Origin of the sequence: Wenzhouxiangella sp. AB-CW3 (genome assembly GCF_014725735.1) — a bacterium.
Taxonomy (GTDB): domain Bacteria; phylum Pseudomonadota; class Gammaproteobacteria; order Xanthomonadales; family Wenzhouxiangellaceae; genus Wenzhouxiangella.
Genome location: NZ_CP061368.1, coordinates 2133894 through 2151594 on the forward strand (window position 1 = coordinate 2133894; position 17701 = coordinate 2151594).

General features: G+C 61.3%; 16 protein-coding genes. 5 read left to right on the forward strand and 11 right to left on the reverse strand.

The genetic code is table 11. The features are described 5' to 3' along the window. Window positions 1–17: 17 nt before the first annotated feature. The 9 genes from IC757_RS09360 to IC757_RS09400 all read right to left on the reverse strand — a co-directional run bounded on the left by IC757_RS09360 (window position 18) and on the right by IC757_RS09400 (window position 8538). Entirely contained in the window at window positions 18–917 is a 900-nt protein-coding gene (locus IC757_RS09360) for a hypothetical protein (RefSeq protein WP_190974054.1), read from the reverse strand. A gap of 121 nt (window positions 918–1038) precedes the next feature. Next, window positions 1039–1767 carry an S-methyl-5'-thioinosine phosphorylase gene (locus IC757_RS09365; RefSeq protein ID WP_190974055.1) on the reverse strand — a complete coding sequence of 243 codons (729 nt, stop codon included), beginning with the start codon at window positions 1765–1767 and terminating at the stop codon, window positions 1039–1041. Window positions 1768–1769: 2 nt separating this feature from the next. Beyond that, window positions 1770–2306 (reverse strand): phosphoribosyltransferase family protein, encoded by a 537-nt coding sequence (locus IC757_RS09370; protein ID WP_190974056.1) that lies wholly within the window; start codon window positions 2304–2306, stop codon window positions 1770–1772. Further along, the gene (locus IC757_RS09375; protein ID WP_190974057.1) at window positions 2299–3426 is read right to left on the reverse strand and encodes a mechanosensitive ion channel family protein; all 1128 of its coding nucleotides are present in this window, start codon (window positions 3424–3426) and stop codon (window positions 2299–2301) included. The genes IC757_RS09370 and IC757_RS09375 overlap by 8 nt, the downstream gene beginning before the upstream one ends. Then, window positions 3414–4448 carry a beta-N-acetylhexosaminidase gene (gene nagZ / locus IC757_RS09380; RefSeq protein ID WP_190974058.1) on the reverse strand — a complete coding sequence of 345 codons (1035 nt, stop codon included), beginning with the start codon at window positions 4446–4448 and terminating at the stop codon, window positions 3414–3416. The genes IC757_RS09375 and nagZ overlap by 13 nt, the downstream gene beginning before the upstream one ends. After that, entirely contained in the window at window positions 4445–5773 is a 1329-nt protein-coding gene (gene rlmD / locus IC757_RS09385; protein ID WP_190974059.1) for a 23S rRNA (uracil(1939)-C(5))-methyltransferase RlmD, read from the reverse strand. Before rlmD ends, nagZ begins: the two co-directional genes overlap by 4 nt. Before the next feature lie 78 nt (window positions 5774–5851). Further along, window positions 5852–6430, reverse strand: a complete 579-nt coding sequence (locus IC757_RS09390) for a YdbL family protein (RefSeq protein WP_190974060.1) — start codon at window positions 6428–6430, stop codon at window positions 5852–5854. A gap of 96 nt (window positions 6431–6526) precedes the next feature. Then, window positions 6527–7897: a DNA repair protein RadA gene (radA, locus tag IC757_RS09395; protein ID WP_190974061.1), complete on the reverse strand. Its 1371-nt coding sequence runs from the start codon at window positions 7895–7897 to the stop codon at window positions 6527–6529. Window positions 7898–7920: 23 nt separating this feature from the next. After that, complete coding sequence (locus IC757_RS09400; RefSeq protein WP_190974062.1) at window positions 7921–8538, reverse strand: hypothetical protein; 618 nt, start codon at window positions 8536–8538, stop codon at window positions 7921–7923. On the opposite strand from IC757_RS09400, the gene pspF reads away from it, so the two are divergent. Continuing rightward, window positions 8513–9526, forward strand: a complete 1014-nt coding sequence (gene pspF, locus IC757_RS09405) for a phage shock protein operon transcriptional activator (RefSeq protein WP_190974063.1) — start codon at window positions 8513–8515, stop codon at window positions 9524–9526. The two genes, IC757_RS09400 and pspF, sit on opposite strands and share 26 nt — an antisense overlap. 11 nt (window positions 9527–9537) lie before the next feature. Here the strand turns inward: pspF and IC757_RS09410 are convergent, their stop codons facing one another. Then, the gene (locus IC757_RS09410) at window positions 9538–10734 is read right to left on the reverse strand and encodes a sensor domain-containing diguanylate cyclase (protein ID WP_190974064.1); all 1197 of its coding nucleotides are present in this window, start codon (window positions 10732–10734) and stop codon (window positions 9538–9540) included. A 126-nt stretch (window positions 10735–10860) separates the two neighbouring features. Between IC757_RS09410 and IC757_RS09415 the strand changes: the two genes are divergently transcribed. From IC757_RS09415 to kbl, 4 genes are all read left to right on the forward strand, one after another. Further along, window positions 10861–13464: an EAL domain-containing protein gene (locus IC757_RS09415; RefSeq protein WP_223846083.1), complete on the forward strand. Its 2604-nt coding sequence runs from the start codon at window positions 10861–10863 to the stop codon at window positions 13462–13464. After that, on the forward strand, window positions 13461–14204 hold the full coding sequence (locus IC757_RS09420; protein ID WP_190974065.1) for an SIR2 family NAD-dependent protein deacylase: 744 nt from the start codon (window positions 13461–13463) through the stop codon (window positions 14202–14204). Before IC757_RS09415 ends, IC757_RS09420 begins: the two co-directional genes overlap by 4 nt. Before the next feature lie 50 nt (window positions 14205–14254). Then, on the forward strand, window positions 14255–15286 hold the full coding sequence (gene tdh, locus IC757_RS09425; protein ID WP_190977002.1) for an L-threonine 3-dehydrogenase: 1032 nt from the start codon (window positions 14255–14257) through the stop codon (window positions 15284–15286). A gap of 108 nt (window positions 15287–15394) precedes the next feature. Continuing rightward, window positions 15395–16579 (forward strand): glycine C-acetyltransferase, encoded by a 1185-nt coding sequence (gene kbl / locus IC757_RS09430; RefSeq protein WP_223846347.1) that lies wholly within the window; start codon window positions 15395–15397, stop codon window positions 16577–16579. On the opposite strand, the gene IC757_RS09435 is transcribed toward kbl, so the two are convergent. Next, window positions 16542–17624 carry a saccharopine dehydrogenase family protein gene (locus IC757_RS09435; protein WP_190974067.1) on the reverse strand — a complete coding sequence of 361 codons (1083 nt, stop codon included), beginning with the start codon at window positions 17622–17624 and terminating at the stop codon, window positions 16542–16544. The genes kbl and IC757_RS09435 overlap by 38 nt on opposite strands. Window positions 17625–17701 lie beyond the last annotated feature (77 nt).

Below are 17701 nucleotides of genomic sequence, written 5' to 3' on the forward strand. Positions count from 1 at the left end.
GAACCGCCCGGCTGATATCAGAAACTGACGGCCTTGACCGGATGATTGATCAGCAGGCGACCGCAGGTATGACAGGCATTGAGAAAGGCCGTTACCGTCTCGACAGGCTCCCCCGTTTCCTCGTGCAGACGATCGATTGATACCGGTCCGCGAATCAACACCTTGGCCAGACGCTGGAAGCGTGGATTGCCCACGGCCTGGGGTGGTACCTGGGCCAGCATGAACTCGAATTCACCAAGCAGATCGGGATGCAGCTTGCCGCGTGACTGGGCCAGGCCGGCAAACCATTTCAGCTCGCTGAGCGATCGCTGATGCATGTCACCCATTCGGCGTGCCAGCTCGTTGCTGTTCAGCCGCTCAGCGGCCGACTTGGGAATTCTCTGGGCGAACATCGCCGGTGTCATGTCCGACATCGAGCCGTCATAGCACCAGGTACCCGAACCCGGATCGATAATGATCTCCGGCCAGCCTTGAATGGTCAGCACAACAGGAGCCGTCCACGATCCCCTTCGCAGGTGTTCGGCCAGTGTGAACTCGGCACGTTCTTCATCCAGCGTGAGGCTTTCCCACCTCGGGGTCGATTCAATACCTTCCGCCGAATCAGGAACTGCATCCCCGGCAGCCAGACGATGCAGCAGATCAATGAACTGACGGGAACGCATCGGCTTGCGCAGTTGCAGTGCCGCCTTGCAGTTGCGCTGCCGGGTCAGTGCGACAGGTTCGATGCCATCGCTTTTCAGAGACTGCCAGACGCGAGCGCCCTCAGGCTCATCGACATCGATGATGGTGAAGTCGCCGCCCGGGCCATCGGTCACCTCCCAGTTGATCTCTCCACCCACAAGCTTGAGCAAGGACCGCATCACGGTCAGGTCCTTGGACTGGGTGTGGAGTACTGAGAGCGTCAGGGTATCGGGCATTTTCCTGCTAAGAGACCGGGTCTTTTGATGGTACCTTCAGGATACTGCCAGCGCCGGAAAAAACCAATGAAAATCAACGCGAAGCGCTTCACAGTTTGGGCATTCGAACCGGCAGCCGTGCTCAGAGTGACAGATGAGCAAGCAGATCTTGTACCGAGATCATGGCGCTGCTCAGAACCTGGTGGATCTCTTCCAGGCTGATCGGTTCCTCCTCCAGGCCGGCGCCCGGATTGGCCACAACACAAAGACTTGCATAGTCGATTCCCGCCTCACGGGCCAGCGAGACCTCCGGCATGGCCGTCATGCCAACCAGATCACAACCGTCCCGAGCCAGGCGACGAATCTCGGCGGCCGTTTCCAGTCTCGGCCCCTGCGTGACGGCAATGCAACCTCCATCGACCAGCCCGATGTCCGCTGCCTGACCGGCGGCGAGCAGTGCTGAGCGCAGTGGACCCTCGAAAGGCTTGGCAAACTCCACATGCTCCAGCGGGTGCCGGCCATCGTCGCTGAATGTGTGTGCCCTACCCCAGGTGTAATCGACCAGTTGATCAGGAATTACGAGGCTGCCTGGGGCCAGCCCCGGGTCAACAGCGCCCACGGCATTGATGGCAACAACCCGCTTCACCCCAAGGCGGCGTAAACCGTCGATATTGGCCCGGTAATCGATGCGGTGAGGTGGCAGGCGATGCGGCCGGCCATGACGTGCCAGGAACCACGCCTTGTACTGCCCCAGCCGAACACGTACCACATTGGCCGATGGATCGCCCCAGTCGGTTTCCAGTACCCGTTCATCCCCGCCCGGAAAAAGATCAAGTGCGCCGGTACCCCCGATGATTGCCAGCTCATTCATATTCAGACTGCCCAGATTTCGTCGAGCTGGCGCCACAGTCCATGCAGATCCATACCGCATCCGAACACGTAGCGGTCTGGTACTTCCAGCGCATAGTCATCGACTTCCGAGCGCGGCCGACCACGATCATGCCGCTTCAGCGCCAGCACGGCCGTGGTGACCGCGCTGGCACCGTTGTCAAGCAGTCGCTGGCGAACCGCCGACATGGTGTGGCCCTCGTCGAAGATATCGTCGATCAGCAGAACATGCCCGAAAAGGCCGTCTGGCATATGAACCCAGTCAATGGCCCCACCCTGCATGCGATCGCGATAACGGGTGGCATGAACATAGTCCATGCGCAAGGGTTGAGGCAGCCTGCGGGCCAGTGCCGTGGCCGGATACATGCCGCCTGTCATCAGGGCCATGACCGTCAGCGTTCCATCCGCCGGCAGACTGGGCGCCAGTCTTGCTGCCTGGGCGTCCAGTGCTGCATTGACTTGCGCTGCCGAGACGATCCGCTTCGCCTTGGCAGGCCAGCCCGATGGTGACGAGTCATCCACTGTTTCCTCCGTACTGCGCTTCGGCCATGGCCTGCGCTTCCTCGAGCTTGATGGTGCGCGTCGGGAAGGCAATCTGGGCACCGTGACGCTTGATGATCTCGCCGATCTGCAGCAATACTTCTTCGCGAACCTGGTGGTACTCGGTCCAGACCACGGTGTGAGTAAAGCAGTAGACCATGATGTCGAGCGAATGGGGACCATAGACATTGAAATGCACCATGGTCGTCTGGGTGGTGTCCAGATCATCACAGGAATGCACATAATCCCGAATATCGTCGACGATCGCCCGAATGCTGGAGAAGTCATCGTAGCGAATGCCGATGTGCTCGAAGATCTGGCGATGGGTCATGCGCGAGGGATTCTCCACCGTGATGGTGGTGAATGTGGCATTGGGCACGTACATCGGCCGCTTGTCGAACTTGCGGATCGTGGTCATGCGCCAGCCGATCTTTTCGACCACGCCCTCGATTTCCTGGTCGGGCGATCGCACCCAGTCGCCCACCGAAAACGGGCGGTCAAGAAATACCATGAAGCCCCCGAAGAAATTGGCCAGCAGGTCACGCGCCGCCAGACCCACGGCAATGCCGCCCACGCCACCGGCTGCCAGAAAGCCCGAGATCGGAATTTCCAGGATGCTGAGTATCGTCAGGACGCCGGTCAGCAGAACCGCGATACGAACGATGCGGCCGAGCACACTGACCGTGGTGATATCGACATGCTCGTTACGCTTGCGCCGTTCGGCCACGAATGCATTCTCGAACCCCGTGGCCAGACGGAAGAAGAACCAGGTCGCGGCAACGACCAGCCCGAGTTGCTGCACGGTTCCTAGGAAATCCGGGTCGAAACCGATGGCCTCGGTATGCGGTGCCGCCACCCGGGCAGCCATGACGATACCTTGCCACCAGATCAGCAGTGAAACCGGCCGCTTGCCGGCATAGACGATGGCATCATCCCACTTGTGACCCGTCTTGCCAGCAATAACCGCCAGGCGGTTGACGAACAGGCGATAGACAAACTCGAGAAGCAGTGCCACCAGAATGATGACGAATGCCTGCATCACCCATCCCGGCAATCCCAGAACGAGGCTGAAATTCTCGACAATCTCGGTTACTTCTTCCATTGTTGTGCTAGCAATTTGAGTGAATCACGCCAGGCCCGGAACTCCGGCACCTGAAGCTGCTCATCCAGAGTCAGCGCGGCCTTTCCGTACAGCGATTCCAGCCGGCCGGCAGCCGGCGCCGGCAGCGGGGGTGCATCCTCTAGCAGACTCCTGGCCGACTCGGCACGACAGGCCAGAACGGCATCGCACCCGGCCGCAAGCGCCTGTTGCAACCGGCCGGGGAGCGTCCCGGCCGGCGCGGCACCCAGCATGTCGAGATCGTCTGAAACAACCACGCCGTCAAAGCCGAGACGCCCGCGCAGACACTCCCTGACCCATGCCGGTGAGAACCCGGCCGGCCGCTCATCCACCGCCGGGTAGATAACATGCGCCATCATAACGCCATCCAGCCTGTCGGACAGCCCGGCAAAAGTTGACAGATCCTCCTCCAGCGCCGTGTCCGATCGCCTGTCGACAACGACTTCATGATGCGAGTCGGCTTCTACGGAACCGTGTCCCGGAAAATGCTTGCCGCAGGTGCGCATGCCGGCATCCCGCATGCCGGCAAGATACCAGCCGCCAATTTCAATGACCGCGGCGGGAGTCGACGCCATGGCCCGGTCACCAATCACGCAACTGCCGCGGTCCAGGTCCAGCACCGGCGCCCAGCTCAAGTCGACCCCATGGGCCAGCAGCTCGGCCGCCATGACCCGGCCATGACGATAGGCCAGGTCACAGGCACGTTGCCGATGGCTGGAATACCATTGCCCGAGGACCGCCAGCGGCGGCAGCAACGTGAATCCATCCCGAAAACGCTGGACTCGTCCCCCTTCCTGGTCAACGGTGATCAGCAATCGCGGCTGTCGCAACGCCGCGATCTCGCCGGTCAGCTCGGTCAACTGCCGTGGAGACTGGAAATTGCGGGCAAACAGAATCACGCCGCCGACCGACGGATGCCGCAACATGTCCCGGGTCTCGTCATCGAGCCTCAAGCCGTCGAAACCGACAATCAGCGGACCCAGTGGCAAGCTGGCTACACTCATGCGCGCTCGAACAGTGCGATGGATTCCACGTGAGCAGTATGCGGAAACATGTCCGCGATACCGGCTCCCTTCAATCGAAAGCCGTGGCGATTGACCAGCTCACCGGCATCGCGAGCCAGCGTGGCGGGGTTACACGAGACATACACCACGCGCCGGGCGCCGCTGCCGGCGATCACAGGCAGAACCTCGAAGGCCCCTGAGCGCGGCGGATCGATCAGCACCGCATCGAAGCCGGCACGATACCAGGCCTGGCTGGAAACATCGCCGGCCAGATCGGCCACTTCCCACTCGACCTGGTCCAGGCCGTTACGCACGGCATTGGCCCGGCCAGCCTCGACCAGGGCTTCATCCCCTTCAACGCCGACAACACTGCCAGCGCGAGTGGCCAGCGGCAAAGTGAAGTTGCCCAGCCCGCAAAACAGATCAAGCACCCGATCATCGGCAGTCGGCTCCAGCAACTCCACTGCCCGCCTGATCAACGCTCGGTTGATGTCGGCATTGACCTGGATGAAGTTCTGGGGATGGAAACCCAGTTCCAGATCGAATTCATCGAGCCGATAGGTCAGCTCATGCTGATCGGGACAGAGACGATGCACCGTACTCGGGCCCTTGGGCTGCAGATAGACGGCGATGTCGTTCTCGGCCGACCAATCGCGCAGGTGTTGCTCATCGGCTGTGGTCAGAGGCCTGAGGTGACGGAGCACGATGGCTGACCCCGAATCTCCGCTGGCCGTCTCGATCTGTGGCACGGCATCGGCCACTGAAAGTTTCCCCAGTAGCTGTGACAGGGAAAGCAGGCGGTTACTGAAATCCGGGTGCAAAACCCGGCAATTGCCCACATCGGCCACGAATCGCCCCTGGGGCTCTCGAAAACCGACCAGCACACGGCCCTTGCCCTTGACCAGTCGTGCGCTCAGACGGCTGCGGCGCCGATAGAACCAGGGGCTGGCGGCAATGGGATCCCACCAGGACGCCGGGCTGACCTCGCCAATACGCGTGAGGTTGTCGACCAGGCGCTTGTGTTTCCACTCGAGCTGGGCGGAATGATCAAGGTGCTGCAGGGCGCAGCCACCGCAGTGGTCGAACCAGGGGCATTCTGGATCGACGCGCTCGGCCGAGGCCTCGATGACCTGCTCGCACAGCGCCTCGTCGAAGCGGCGGTTGCGATCGATCAGCCTGGCCGAGGCGGTCTCGCCAGGCAGGGCGCCATGAACAAACACCGCTTTCTCTTCATGGCGACCGACACCGCGACCATCATGTGAAAGATCGGTCACGGCCAATTCGATCGGTTCGGCTGGCAGCCGCCGACGACGCTTTCTTCCCATATTGCTCTTGATTCCCGGTTCTGTGATGGTGGAGCCGCAAGGCCCGGCCTGGTTCAGGCCGGGCAGAAAGCGGGCAGACTACTTCTGGACCCAATCGCCATCGGAGTCCTCGTAATACCAGCCGGCGCGCGCATTGGCCACCCACTGGCGCGCAAAGGTTCGCCGGATTTCCTCCTCCCACTCCGGGTGACCATTGGCAATGGCGATCTCTCGGTAGACCGCATTGCGATCGGAGTTCTCTTCCGAGACCACACGCTCGAGGTTGCGGCGGTCGGCCAGGCCGACGGCGGAACGATCACGAATCTCGACCAGGCCGTTGCGACTCAGACCAATGGCGCCGGCATCATACCAGGCCGCCAGATGTTCACGATGGCGCTCGGACATCCGCTGGCGGATGGACTGGACCTGGGGCGTGTCGATATTGATGTTGGGTTGCTGGGCATGAGCGCTGCTGATCAGGCCCAGCGATGGCAGCAGCCGCTGACTGCCCGCAGGCTCGACGGCCGAAGTGCGTTCACCGGACTCGCCGATCACGTCCTGAATAAAGCGATCGGCCGCCCGTTCGGCAGCCGCTTCGGGAAAGTAGACGTTGATGGTCACACAGGCAGCCAATGCCAGCGTGGCAAAAATGAGAACTAATGACGGATAACGATTCATGGCCCGGTTTCTCCTTGGGGACTGAAGCAACCTCCTCAGCGGAGGCTCTGGACGTCAGTGTTGCCTGCAATGCTTGAATTCAGCCTGAACAGTTTACTACTCCCGCGCCATGGCCAGTGCGTCTGTCAGACGCCGGCAACCACGCACGGTCATTCGGGCACGAACCCCCTTGAGATTCGCCTCCGGGACCAGCGCGGTCTCGAAGCCCTGACCGGCCGCCTCGCGCAACCTCTCCTCACCGTTGTAGACGGGCCGCAGCTCCCCGGAAAGCCCCACCTCGCCAAACGCCACCAGCTTGCCCGATAAGGGCTTTTCGCGCAGAGAGGATTGCAGCGCCAGGGCAATGGCCAGGTCGCTGGCAGTCTCGGTCACCCGAATACCACCGGCCACGTTGATGAACACATCCTGGTCACCAATGGCAATGCCGGCATGCCGGTTCATGACGGCCAGCAGCATGGCCAGCCGATTGCCATCAATGCCGACAGCCACGCGCCTGGGATTGGAAAGCGTTGATGGCGACACCAAGGCCTGGACCTCGACCATCATCGGGCGGGTGCCCTCGCGGGTCACCAGAACGCAACTGCCAGCCGCCGGCTCTTCCTGACCGGACAAGAAAATGGCCGACGGGTTGCCAACCGGTTTCAGACCCTTGTCGGTCATGGCGAACACCCCCAGCTCGTTGGCCGCGCCAAAACGGTTCTTCACGGCCCGGATCAGCCGATAGCGGCTACCCGAATCGGACTCGAAATAAAGCACCGCATCAACCATGTGCTCAAGCACCCGCGGTCCGGCCAGGGCGCCTTCCTTGGTGACATGCCCCACCAGCACCACCGCGCACCCCGTCTGCTTGGCAAACTGCACCAGCCGGGCGGCACATTCGCGCACCTGGGCCACGGCTCCGGGTGCCGACTGCAGCGTCTCGGTCCAAAGGGTCTGGATGGAATCAACCACCATGAAGGCCGGCCTGCGTTCAGCCGCCGTGGCCAGCACCGTCTCCAGGCTGGTTTCGGTCAAGCAGTCCAGCCGGGCCGGGTCCAGGTTCAGTCGTCTTGCGCGCATGGCCACCTGGGCGGCTGATTCTTCCCCGGTCACGTAAAGACTGCCATGACCAGCAGCCAGCGCATCCTGCACTTGCAGCAACAGGGTCGATTTGCCAATACCCGGGTCTCCGCCCAGCAGCACGACCGAACCCGGCACCCATCCGCCACCCAATACCCGATCAAGCTCGCTCAGACCAGACGGCAGGCGGGCGGTTGCCTCTTCAGCCTGGACATCGGCCAGGCTCAGGACTTGTGCCGAAGCCACACCGGTCCAGTTGCCACGTCCTTTCGGACCCTTGACAGGACCCGCCTCGGCCACGCCTTCTTCCAGCGAGTTCCAGGCCTGGCAGTCCGGGCACTGACCGGACCACTTGGGAAAAGATGCACCGCACTCGCGGCATGTGTAAACAGACTTGGTTTTCGGCATCCGTCCATTGTAAGGGCGCCTCATCACAACCAGCCAGCCTTTCTCCCCATCTCCCCATCTCCCCATCTCCCCATCTCCCCATCTCCCCATCTCCCCATCTCCCCTTCTCCCCTTCTCCCCTTCTCCCCTTCTCCCCTTCTCCCCTTCTCCCCTTCTCCCCTTCTCCCCTTCTCCCCTTCTCCCCTTCTCCCCTTCTCCCTTCTCCTTCTCCTTCTCTCCTCCTTCTCCCCTCTCTCCCTTCTCCTTCTCCTTCTCCTTCTCCCTCTCCTTCTCCCCTTCTCCCTTCTCCCCTTCTCCTTCTCTCCCTTCTCCTTCTCCCCTTCTCCCTCTCCCTTCTCCCCTTCTCCCCTTCTCCCTCTCTCTCCCCTTCTCCCTCCTCTCCCCTTCTCCCCTTCTCCCCTTCTCCCCTTCTCCCCTTCTCCTCTCCCCTTCTCCCCTTCTCCTTCTCCCTTCTCCCTTCTCCCCTTCTCCCCTTCTCCCTTCTCCCTTCTCCTTCTCCCCTTCTCCCTTCTCCCCTTCTCCCTTCTCCCCTTCTCCCCTTCTCCCCTTCTCCCCGTCTTCCCCTTTTTCCACCTCCCCTTTCCCTTCACCCCACTTTCCCGTACCTTTAGCCCCGTGAACCAGAAGGAACAACCCATCATCGGCGAATCTCCCGCTTTCCTGGCCGTGCTCGAGGAGGTATCGCTGGTCGCACCCCTGTCACGACCAGTCCTGATCGTCGGCGAACGTGGCACCGGCAAGGAAGTGGTCTCCGAACGCCTGCATTTTCTGTCCACCCGCTGGGGCGGACCCCTGGTGCGGGTCAACTGTGCGGCCATCAGTGAGGCGCTGCTGGAATCGGAGCTGTTCGGACATGAAGCCGGGGCATTTACCGATGCCAGCCGGCAGCGCAAGGGGCGCTTCGAACAGGCCGATGGCGGCACCCTGTTTCTCGATGAACTGGCCAGCACATCGCTGGCAGTCCAGGAAAAGATTCTGCGCGTCATCGAATACGGGCAATTCGAGCGACTGGGTTCGTCACGCCCCGTCGAAGTCGACGTCCGCATTGTCGGGGCCAGCAATGTCGATTTACCTGCTGAGGTCGAGGCCGGTCGCTTTCGGGCCGACCTGCTCGATCGCCTGGCCTTCGACGTAATCACCCTGCCTCCCCTGCGCGAGCGCGGGGAAGACATCCTGCCGCTGGCCGAACACTTTGCCATGCGCATCAGCCGCGAACTGGGCCGGGAATTGTTCGCCGGGTTCTCGAATGACGCCGCCGCAGCCCTGCTGGATCATCCATGGCCGGGCAATGTGCGCGAACTCAAGAATGTCGTTGAAAGAGCCGTCTACCGATGCCAGGAACCCGAACAGCCAGTCGACCAGATCGATTTCGATCCCTTCGCTTCGCCCTGGCGTCCGGGTTCAGATGCTGCCCGAACAGCGACCAGGCCGGTCGATCCGGAACATTCGGATTTTCAGCTGAGAGAATTCCTGGACGGGGAAGAGAGACGCCTTGTGCAGTTGGCCATGACACGCTGCGACGAACACCAGGGCAAGGCAGCGGAAATGCTGGGCCTGAGTTATGACCAGCTACGCGGCATTCTCAAGAAACATGGCCTATCGGGCAAGTCTGGCAGGCCACGCGATTGATGCGGCACCCCTCAGCCGCTTCGCTGCTTGGCAGGATCACCGGCGCCCCCCGAGGCAATGACGCGGTTGCGACCGGCGCGCTTTGCCGCATATAGCGCGCTGTCGGCGGCCTCAAGCAGGTCCTCGAAGCGTTGGTCACGTCCGTCGTCCGGGCACGCCACTCCCAGGCTGACGGTCATATCCAGCAACTCATCGTCGACCGCGATTCGCTCATTGGCCACCGCTTTGCGCAGGCGCTCAGCCAGTCGCAGTGCCGTATCCTCATCAACACCGCGCAACAGTATGGCAAACTCTTCACCACCGGTTCGTCCGATCAGATCACCTTCGCGAAGCTGCGCGCTGCATATTCGGGCAAAACTTCGCAAGGCCTCATCGCCCACCAGGTGACCGTGGGTATCGTTGATGGTCTTGAAACGATCGATATCCATCAGCAGGAGAGCGAGGCTTTCGACCTCCGGCCCCTGCCGCTCGCACAACTTGCGCGCCTCGCGCAGAAAGGCGCGACGACTGGCCACGCCGGTCAATGAGTCGGTACTGACCAGCCTGCGCCATTCCCGCTCCTGCCCGATATTGACGATGGCGCCACCGATGACTCCAGCGGCAATGCCCAGCGCATCGATCTCGGCCTGCGACCATTCACGTTCCTGACTGCAATCGTCAAAGCCGATCTGCCCCCAGAAACGCTGGTTAATGGTGATCGGCACGACAATAATCGCGCGGATACCCTGGGGCTCAAGCAGGCCGCGCTCGGGTTGCGGCATCTCCCGCACCAGGCCATGAATTGGCTGGCCGGCAGCCAGTGCAGGATACCAATTGGGAAGAATCTCTTCGTAGGCCATGTCCTGCATGTCCGGGTTGTCGAGTTCCGACGCCACCCCCGGCCCGCACCATTCATAACGCTGACTGGCCAGCAAACGCCCATCCTGGGAGTCGGTGTGGTTTTCAAACACGTAGACCCGATCAACACCCACCGCCCGACCAAGGGAAGCCAGGGCCGCTTCCATGACCTCCGACTTGTCGCGGGCATTGAGCAAGGTGCGTGCCGAAAAAGCAAGGCCGTGCAGTATGACTTCCCTGCGACCGTTACCGGCATTGGTGGAAACACGACGTGAACCAGGCCGGACAAGCCGGTCTGCGAGCAGATAGCCGGCCAACCCTCCCAGAAGGAACGCCCCCGACCATACTATCCATCCGGTTTCCAGGTTCATCGCCTCCTTCCCGTTCGCCCCAACTATACACCCAACCCGCCTGGTCACTGCAAGGCCCCGGCCGGCACATCAATGGCGCAGGTGTATACTCCAGACAAGATCCGGCCCTGGGACTCGACACCGCCAATGAGATCTGAAACTGAGGGACATGCAAAGATGCTGCCCGGTCGGTGTTGCGCCATCATCGGAATACTGTTGATGACCCTGTCGGTGCATGGACACGGCACTGATGGATCCCTGGTAAGAGTTGGCGTCTACGAAAACTCTCCCAAGGTTTATACCGACGAGGCCGGTCGTCCCGCAGGACTGTTCATCGAATTGCTGCAACGAATGGCTGCCGGAGAACGCTGGCAGATCGAGTACGTCTCCTGCGAATGGCGCGAATGCCTGCAACAACTGGCCGATGGCAGGCTGGATCTGATGCCGGATGTCGCCATGACCCCGGATCGGCTTGCCCATTTCGAATTTCACGATGTCCCGGTTGCTCATGCATGGAGCCAGATCTACTCACGACCAGAGCTGTCGGTGCGGGACTGGCCTGATCTGGGAGGCAAACGGGTGGCAGTGCTGGATGGGTCGGTGCAACAGCGCTTCCTCATCCGGCGATCAGACGAGCTGGAAGCGCAGATCGACCTGCTGGCTCTTGACAGCATGGACAAAGTGCTGGAGAAAACAGCCGCGGGACGGACCGATGCCGCAGCGACCAACAACTTCTTCGGTGCGCGCCACGGGCCCGCTCATGGCCTGGTCGATACGGCCATCACGTTTGATCAGACCAGTCTCTATTTTGCCGCACCCGCCAAAAGCAACAACGACCACCTCGATACAATCGACCGATACCTGCATCAATGGAAAGCCGACCCCGACTCCCCCTATTTCGCCGCACTGCTGGCTGCAAGCATTCCCTCACGCGAGCAAGTCGTTCCCGTCTGGACCCGGGTCGCGCTTGGCATCACAGTCATTGCGGTGGCATTTCTGTCCTGGCTGGCCTGGCGACTGCGCGACAGGCTTCGTCTGCAATCATTTCGCCTCCACCGCTCCAGCCGCCAGCTTGAACACCTACTCTCAAGCAGCCCGGTAGTGCTTTACACGCTGGATCCCCGGCAGAGTCATCCACGCTGGGTCAGCGCCAACATGGAACGCCTGCTGGGTTTCGAAATGAAAAGCGTCATGGAGCCCGGCTGGTGGGAACGACAGATTCATCCCGATGATCTGGTCGGGGCACGCAAACAGAATCAGGACCTGTACGAAGAAGGCCATATCGTTCAGGAGTACCGATTTCATGATGCGCATGGACGTGTACGAAATATCCGTGACGAGCGTCGCCTGGTACCCGCTGCCGGCGGGCACGAAGCCATGGTCATCGGAAGCTGGACCGACCTCACCGATGAGCACAAACGCCGCGACCAGCTGCGCTACCTTGCCTACTACGATCCTCGAACCGGGCTCCCCAACCGCGCCACGCTCGAAGAGAGCCTTAGCAAGTCTTTACAGCGTGCCCGGGATTCCACGCAACAGAGACTGGTCATCCTGCTCGATCTCGACCGCTTCAAGAACATCAACGACACGCTGGGTACCGTGGCTGGAGACAAGGTGCTGCACGAAGTGGCGGCCCGACTCAAGAAAGCATGCCCACATGCTGAAACCGTGGCCCGGATTGGCAGCGATGAATTTTGCCTGGTGGTTGCTCATCCAATCGATGAAGCGTCACGTCGAGAGTTGCTCGATGGCATCACGGCGGCCCTGGAGTCAACAGTACCCGTGTTGGGTCATGATCTGATTGTCACCGCCAGCATCGGTGTCGCCGTCTTTCCGAAGCATGGCGATACCCGGGAGCAGATTCTTGCAGCAGCCGAGCTCGCGCTGCAGGAAGCCAGGCGCTGCGGTGGAGGGGACTGGGCGCTGTACCGTCCGCAGCTGGGCGAGAAAATGACCCACCGGCTATTCCTTGAACGTGATCTGCGCCAGGCCATAGACGAGAACGAGCTTACCCTGCACTTCCAGCCCCAGTACCGGCTTGATGACGGTCGCTTATGGGGTGTCGAGGCGCTGGTGCGCTGGCGCCGACCTGGCGGCGCCACGGTCGCCCCCGGTGAATTCATTCCGCTGGCCGAGGAAACCGGCCTGATCACCCGTATCGACAGATGGGTCATGAACGAAGCGTGCCGTCAGCTCGCAGCATGGGATCAGTCCGGCCATCGGGTGCCACGCATCTCGGTCAATCTGTCTGCCAGAGAGTTCGAAAGCGAGGCCTTGCCGGACATGGTTCGTAAAGTGCTCTCCGACCATGCAATTGATCCGGCAAGGGTCGAGATCGAGATTACCGAAACCGTACTCATGCAGAACCCGGATCTGGCCCTGAAAGTGCTGCAACGGCTGGAGGTGCTCGGCGCGAAATTGTGCATGGACGACTTCGGAAGCGGCTATTCCAACCTGGCCCTGCTCTACCGCCTGCCCCTGCACCAGTTAAAAATCGACCAATCCCTGATCCAGGAAATTGCCACGTCCCGGCACAACCGATCCATCATTCGCGCCATAATTGCCCTGGCCCAAGCCCTGGACCTGGAGATGGTTGCCGAAGGTATCGAGACCGAGGTACAGCGGGGTTTTTTGCTCAAGGCCGGCTGTCAGATCGGACAGGGCTTCCTGCTTTCGCGACCCATACCCGGTGATACTGCACCGCCCGATCGGCATTCTGGAGCATCCAGCCCCCGGCCCCCCTCGGAATGAATCCAGAGCTGCGAGAATGGCTTCCCCAGGTGCGCTCCATCACCGTGCTGACCGGTGCCGGCGTATCGGCGGAATCAGGCATACCGACCTTTCGCGATGCCCAGACCGGCCACTGGGCCCAACATGATCCCATGGCCCTGGCATCACCGGAAGGGTTTGAACAGGACCCGCGCACGGTCTGGCGCTGGTATCAATGGCGCCGTGAGTTGATCGCCCGCAACCACCCCAATCCGGCACACACGGCCCTGGCCGAGCTGGAGAACCTGGTCGAGCACTTCACGCTTGTGACCCAGAATGTCGATGGCTTTCATCAGCTGGCCGGCTCGAATCGGGTGCTCGAACTGCACGGCAACATACAGCGCAATATCTGCTCCCAAACCCGGCAGACCATTGCCGATCGCTGGATCTCGGACCACCGCGATCATGAGCCGCCGCCCTCGCCCCACCACCCCCGCGGCCTGGCACGGCCCGACGTGGTCTGGTTCGGTGAAGCCCTGGACACGGCCGTGCTACAGACCGCGTTCGAAGCCGCGGCCTCGTGCGAACTGATGATTGTTGCGGGCACCTCGGGAACAGTCCAGCCCGCCGCCAGCCTGCCCGCCATGGCCGCCGAAAACGGGGCACGCCTGCTCGACATCAACCCGGAGACCGGCCCAATCAGCGCGCTGGCCGACTGGCACCTCGATGGCCCTGCCGCCACCTGGCTGCCGCGACTGGTCGACTGCCTGACAACGCCCTGATTGATATAATGGGCGTTTTCCCACTCCCGGAGTAATCCATGACCCAGACGATGCGCGCGCTGGTCAAGCCTGCGGCTGCACCCGGCCTGGAAATCCAGGAAGTCCCGGTTCCCACAGCCGGGGCCGGCGAAGTGCTGATCAAGCTGGAGAAGACCGCCATCTGCGGAACCGACCTGCACATCTACCAGTGGGACGAGTGGTCACAGAGGACCATTGAACCGCCCCTGATCCTGGGCCACGAATTTGTCGGCCGTATCGTCGATATTGGTGACGGTGTGCGTGGCTACGAGCAAGGTCAGCGCGTCAGCGCCGAGGGCCATGTGGTCTGCGGGGTCTGTCGCAACTGCCGTGCCGGCAAACCGCACCTGTGTCCGCACACCGAGGGCATCGGCGTGAATCGGGACGGGGGCTTTGCCGAGTACGTGGTCGTACCGGCCACCAACCTCTGGCCCATCCCCGACGAGATTCCATCGGAGCTGGCGGCTTTTTTCGACCCCTTCGGCAATGCCGCCCACTGCGCTCTGCAGTTCGACCTGGTCGGTGAGGATGTGCTGATCACCGGCGCCGGCCCCATCGGCATCATTGCTGCCGGCATCGCAAAACATGTCGGCGCACGTCATATCGTGATCAGCGATATCAATGACTACCGCCTGGATCTGGCCAGGGAGATGGGCGCGACCCGGACCATCAACGTGCAGCGTGAAAAGCTGACCGACATACTGGATGAACTGGATATCGACGGTTTCGATGTCGGCATGGAAATGTCGGGCAACCCACATGCCTTCCGCGACATGCTTACCTGCATGTATCACGGCGGCAAGGTCGCCCTGCTCGGCCTCTTGCCCAAGGATGCCGGGGTCAACTGGGACCAGGTCATCTTCAAGGGCCTTGAGGTTCACGGCATCTATGGCCGACGCATGTACGAGACCTGGTACAAGATGACCCAGATGGTGCTGACCGGCTTCCCGCTGGAAAAGGCCCTGACCCACCAGATCCCGATCGACGACTTCGAAACCGGCTTCGAGCTGATGGCCTCGGGGCAGTGTGGCAAGGTTGTTTGTGACTGGACGGGAGAAGTTTGAAGATTGAAGTGTGAAGTGTGAAGTGTGAAGGGGGATGAGGTGTTAGGTGTTAGGTGGTAGGTGGTAGGTGTTGGTGGTTTTGGATTGGAGGAGTTTTTTGTGAGTGATGTGACTACGTTAGAGAGGTTGAGGGTTGAGTTGGCTCAGATCGAGGCTGACGGGTTGTATAAGCGTGAGCGGTCGATTACCACACCTCAGCGAGTGGAGATTGATACGCTCGAAGGTGGCAAGGTGCTCAACTTCTGCGCCAACAACTATCTTGGTCTGGCCGATCATCCCGATATCATCGGCGCGGCGAAGAGCGCGCTGGATGATTACGGCTTTGGGCTGGCCTCGGTGCGTTTCATCTGCGGCACGCAGGATCTGCACAAGAAGCTGGAAGCGACCATTGCCGACTTTTTCGGCAAGGATGACGCCATTCTCTACGCGGCCTGCTTCGACGCCAATGGCGGCCTGTTCGAGCCATTGCTGGGGCCCGAGGACGCCATTATTTCCGATCAGCTCAACCATGCCTCGATCATCGATGGCATCCGGTTGTGCAAGGCCGAACGCCACCGCTACCCGAACTCCGACATGAATGCGCTGGAAGATATCCTGAAAAAGACCCAGGACAAGCGCACCCGGCTGATTGCCACCGACGGCGTGTTTTCCATGGACGGCTACGTGGCCAGGCTGGACGAAATCACCGCCCTGGCCGAACAATACAACGCACTGGTGATGGTCGATGACTGCCATGCCACGGGCTTCTTCGGCCCCACCGGCCGTGGATCGGCCGAGTATCACGGTGTCATGGACAAGGTCGATATCTTCACCTCCACCCTGGGCAAGGCGCTGGGCGGCGGCATGGGTGGGTTCACCGTTGCCAGTCAGCCGGTGATCGACATGCTCAGGCAGCGTTCACGCCCCTACCTGTTCTCCAACTCGCTGGCCCCGCACCTGGTCGCTGCCAGCCTGCGGGTCTTCGAGATGCTCGAGGAATCCACCGAACTGCGCGACCGGGTCGAGGACAACACGCGTTTCTTCCGCCAGGCCATGACCGAGGCCGGCTTCGAGTTGCTGCCCGGCGAACATCCCATCGTGCCGGTGATGCTGCACGATGCTCCACTGGCCCAAAAGATGGCCGACGAGTTGCTGGCCGAAGGCATTTACGTGATCGGCTTTTTCTACCCGGTGGTCCCCAAGGGCCAGGCCAGAATTCGCACGCAGATTTCGGCGGCGCACACGCGCGAACACCTGGAAAAGGCCGTTGATGCCTTCACCCGGGTGGGCAAGCGTCTTGGTGTGATTGATTGAAACTGACGCTGACGTCTTTCAGGTGTGTGACATAGTCTGCGCCCAGGAGCAGTGATGGCGTGAAGTAACCCGGCTCGATAGCCTCTCGGCCGAGCACCTCGGCCGCAATCGAGACCGAAGCGTCGACCGTGAGGTCATAACCGTTGGGTGTGTGCAGCTCCGCGCTGACCGACTGACCAGACTTATTGCGCACTTCGCCCCACACCCGTGACACCGTGCTGGCGCGCTTGTCATCATCCGGCCCCGGTGTCTTGCGCTCGATTCGGCGCATGATGGCTTTTTTCAGCGGCGGCAATGCCAGCAGCCAGCGCAGCTTGTTCATCCGTCTGATCCGTGTAGCCACCCGGGGCGGCACGGCCAGATAGACTTCGACATCCGGAATCCCGGTACTGACATAGGCCGTGTATACATCTCCCCATGGAATGGTCATGCCATGACGCGGGCCTTCGGCAAACGGGATGTCGCGCGTCCTGAAGGCCAGTGGCACAGATTCCAGCCGACCACCCCGGCGAATCTTTCCGCCCTGGGTCAGGCCTTCGAACGACGTCTTGGCCGTGCCGGGACTGGGCCCGCCCCCGGCTTCAAATGCCAGTGTCAACTCGCTGGCATCAGGAAGCCGCTGCTTGAGCATCGCCGACAGGCAATCGGTCGGCACGATATCGAAACCCACGCCCGGCATCAGAATCACGCCGGCCGCCCTGGCTTCCTCCTCACGCTCGTGACATGCCTGGTAAACACTGATCTCGCCGGTGATATCCAGATAATGGGTCCCAGTGGCCAGACAGCCATCGACCATCGGCCTGGAAGTCGCCGAAAACGGCCCGGCACAATGCAACACCAACGGCATCCCGTCCAAGCCCCGACGCACCGCATCCGCATCATCCAGCGCAAAAACACGAAACTCCAGCCCCAACTCCGAAGCCAACCCAGCCACAGCCTCTTCACGCCGCCCGGCCAACACCGGCCTCAACCCCCGCTCCACAGCCTCCCGAGCACACAACTCCCCCGTATACCCATTCGCCCCATAAATCATCCACTCACTCATCACCCACTCCAATCCAAAAATAACCCGCCCCTTCACACTTCACACTTCACACTTCACACTTCACACTTCACACTTCA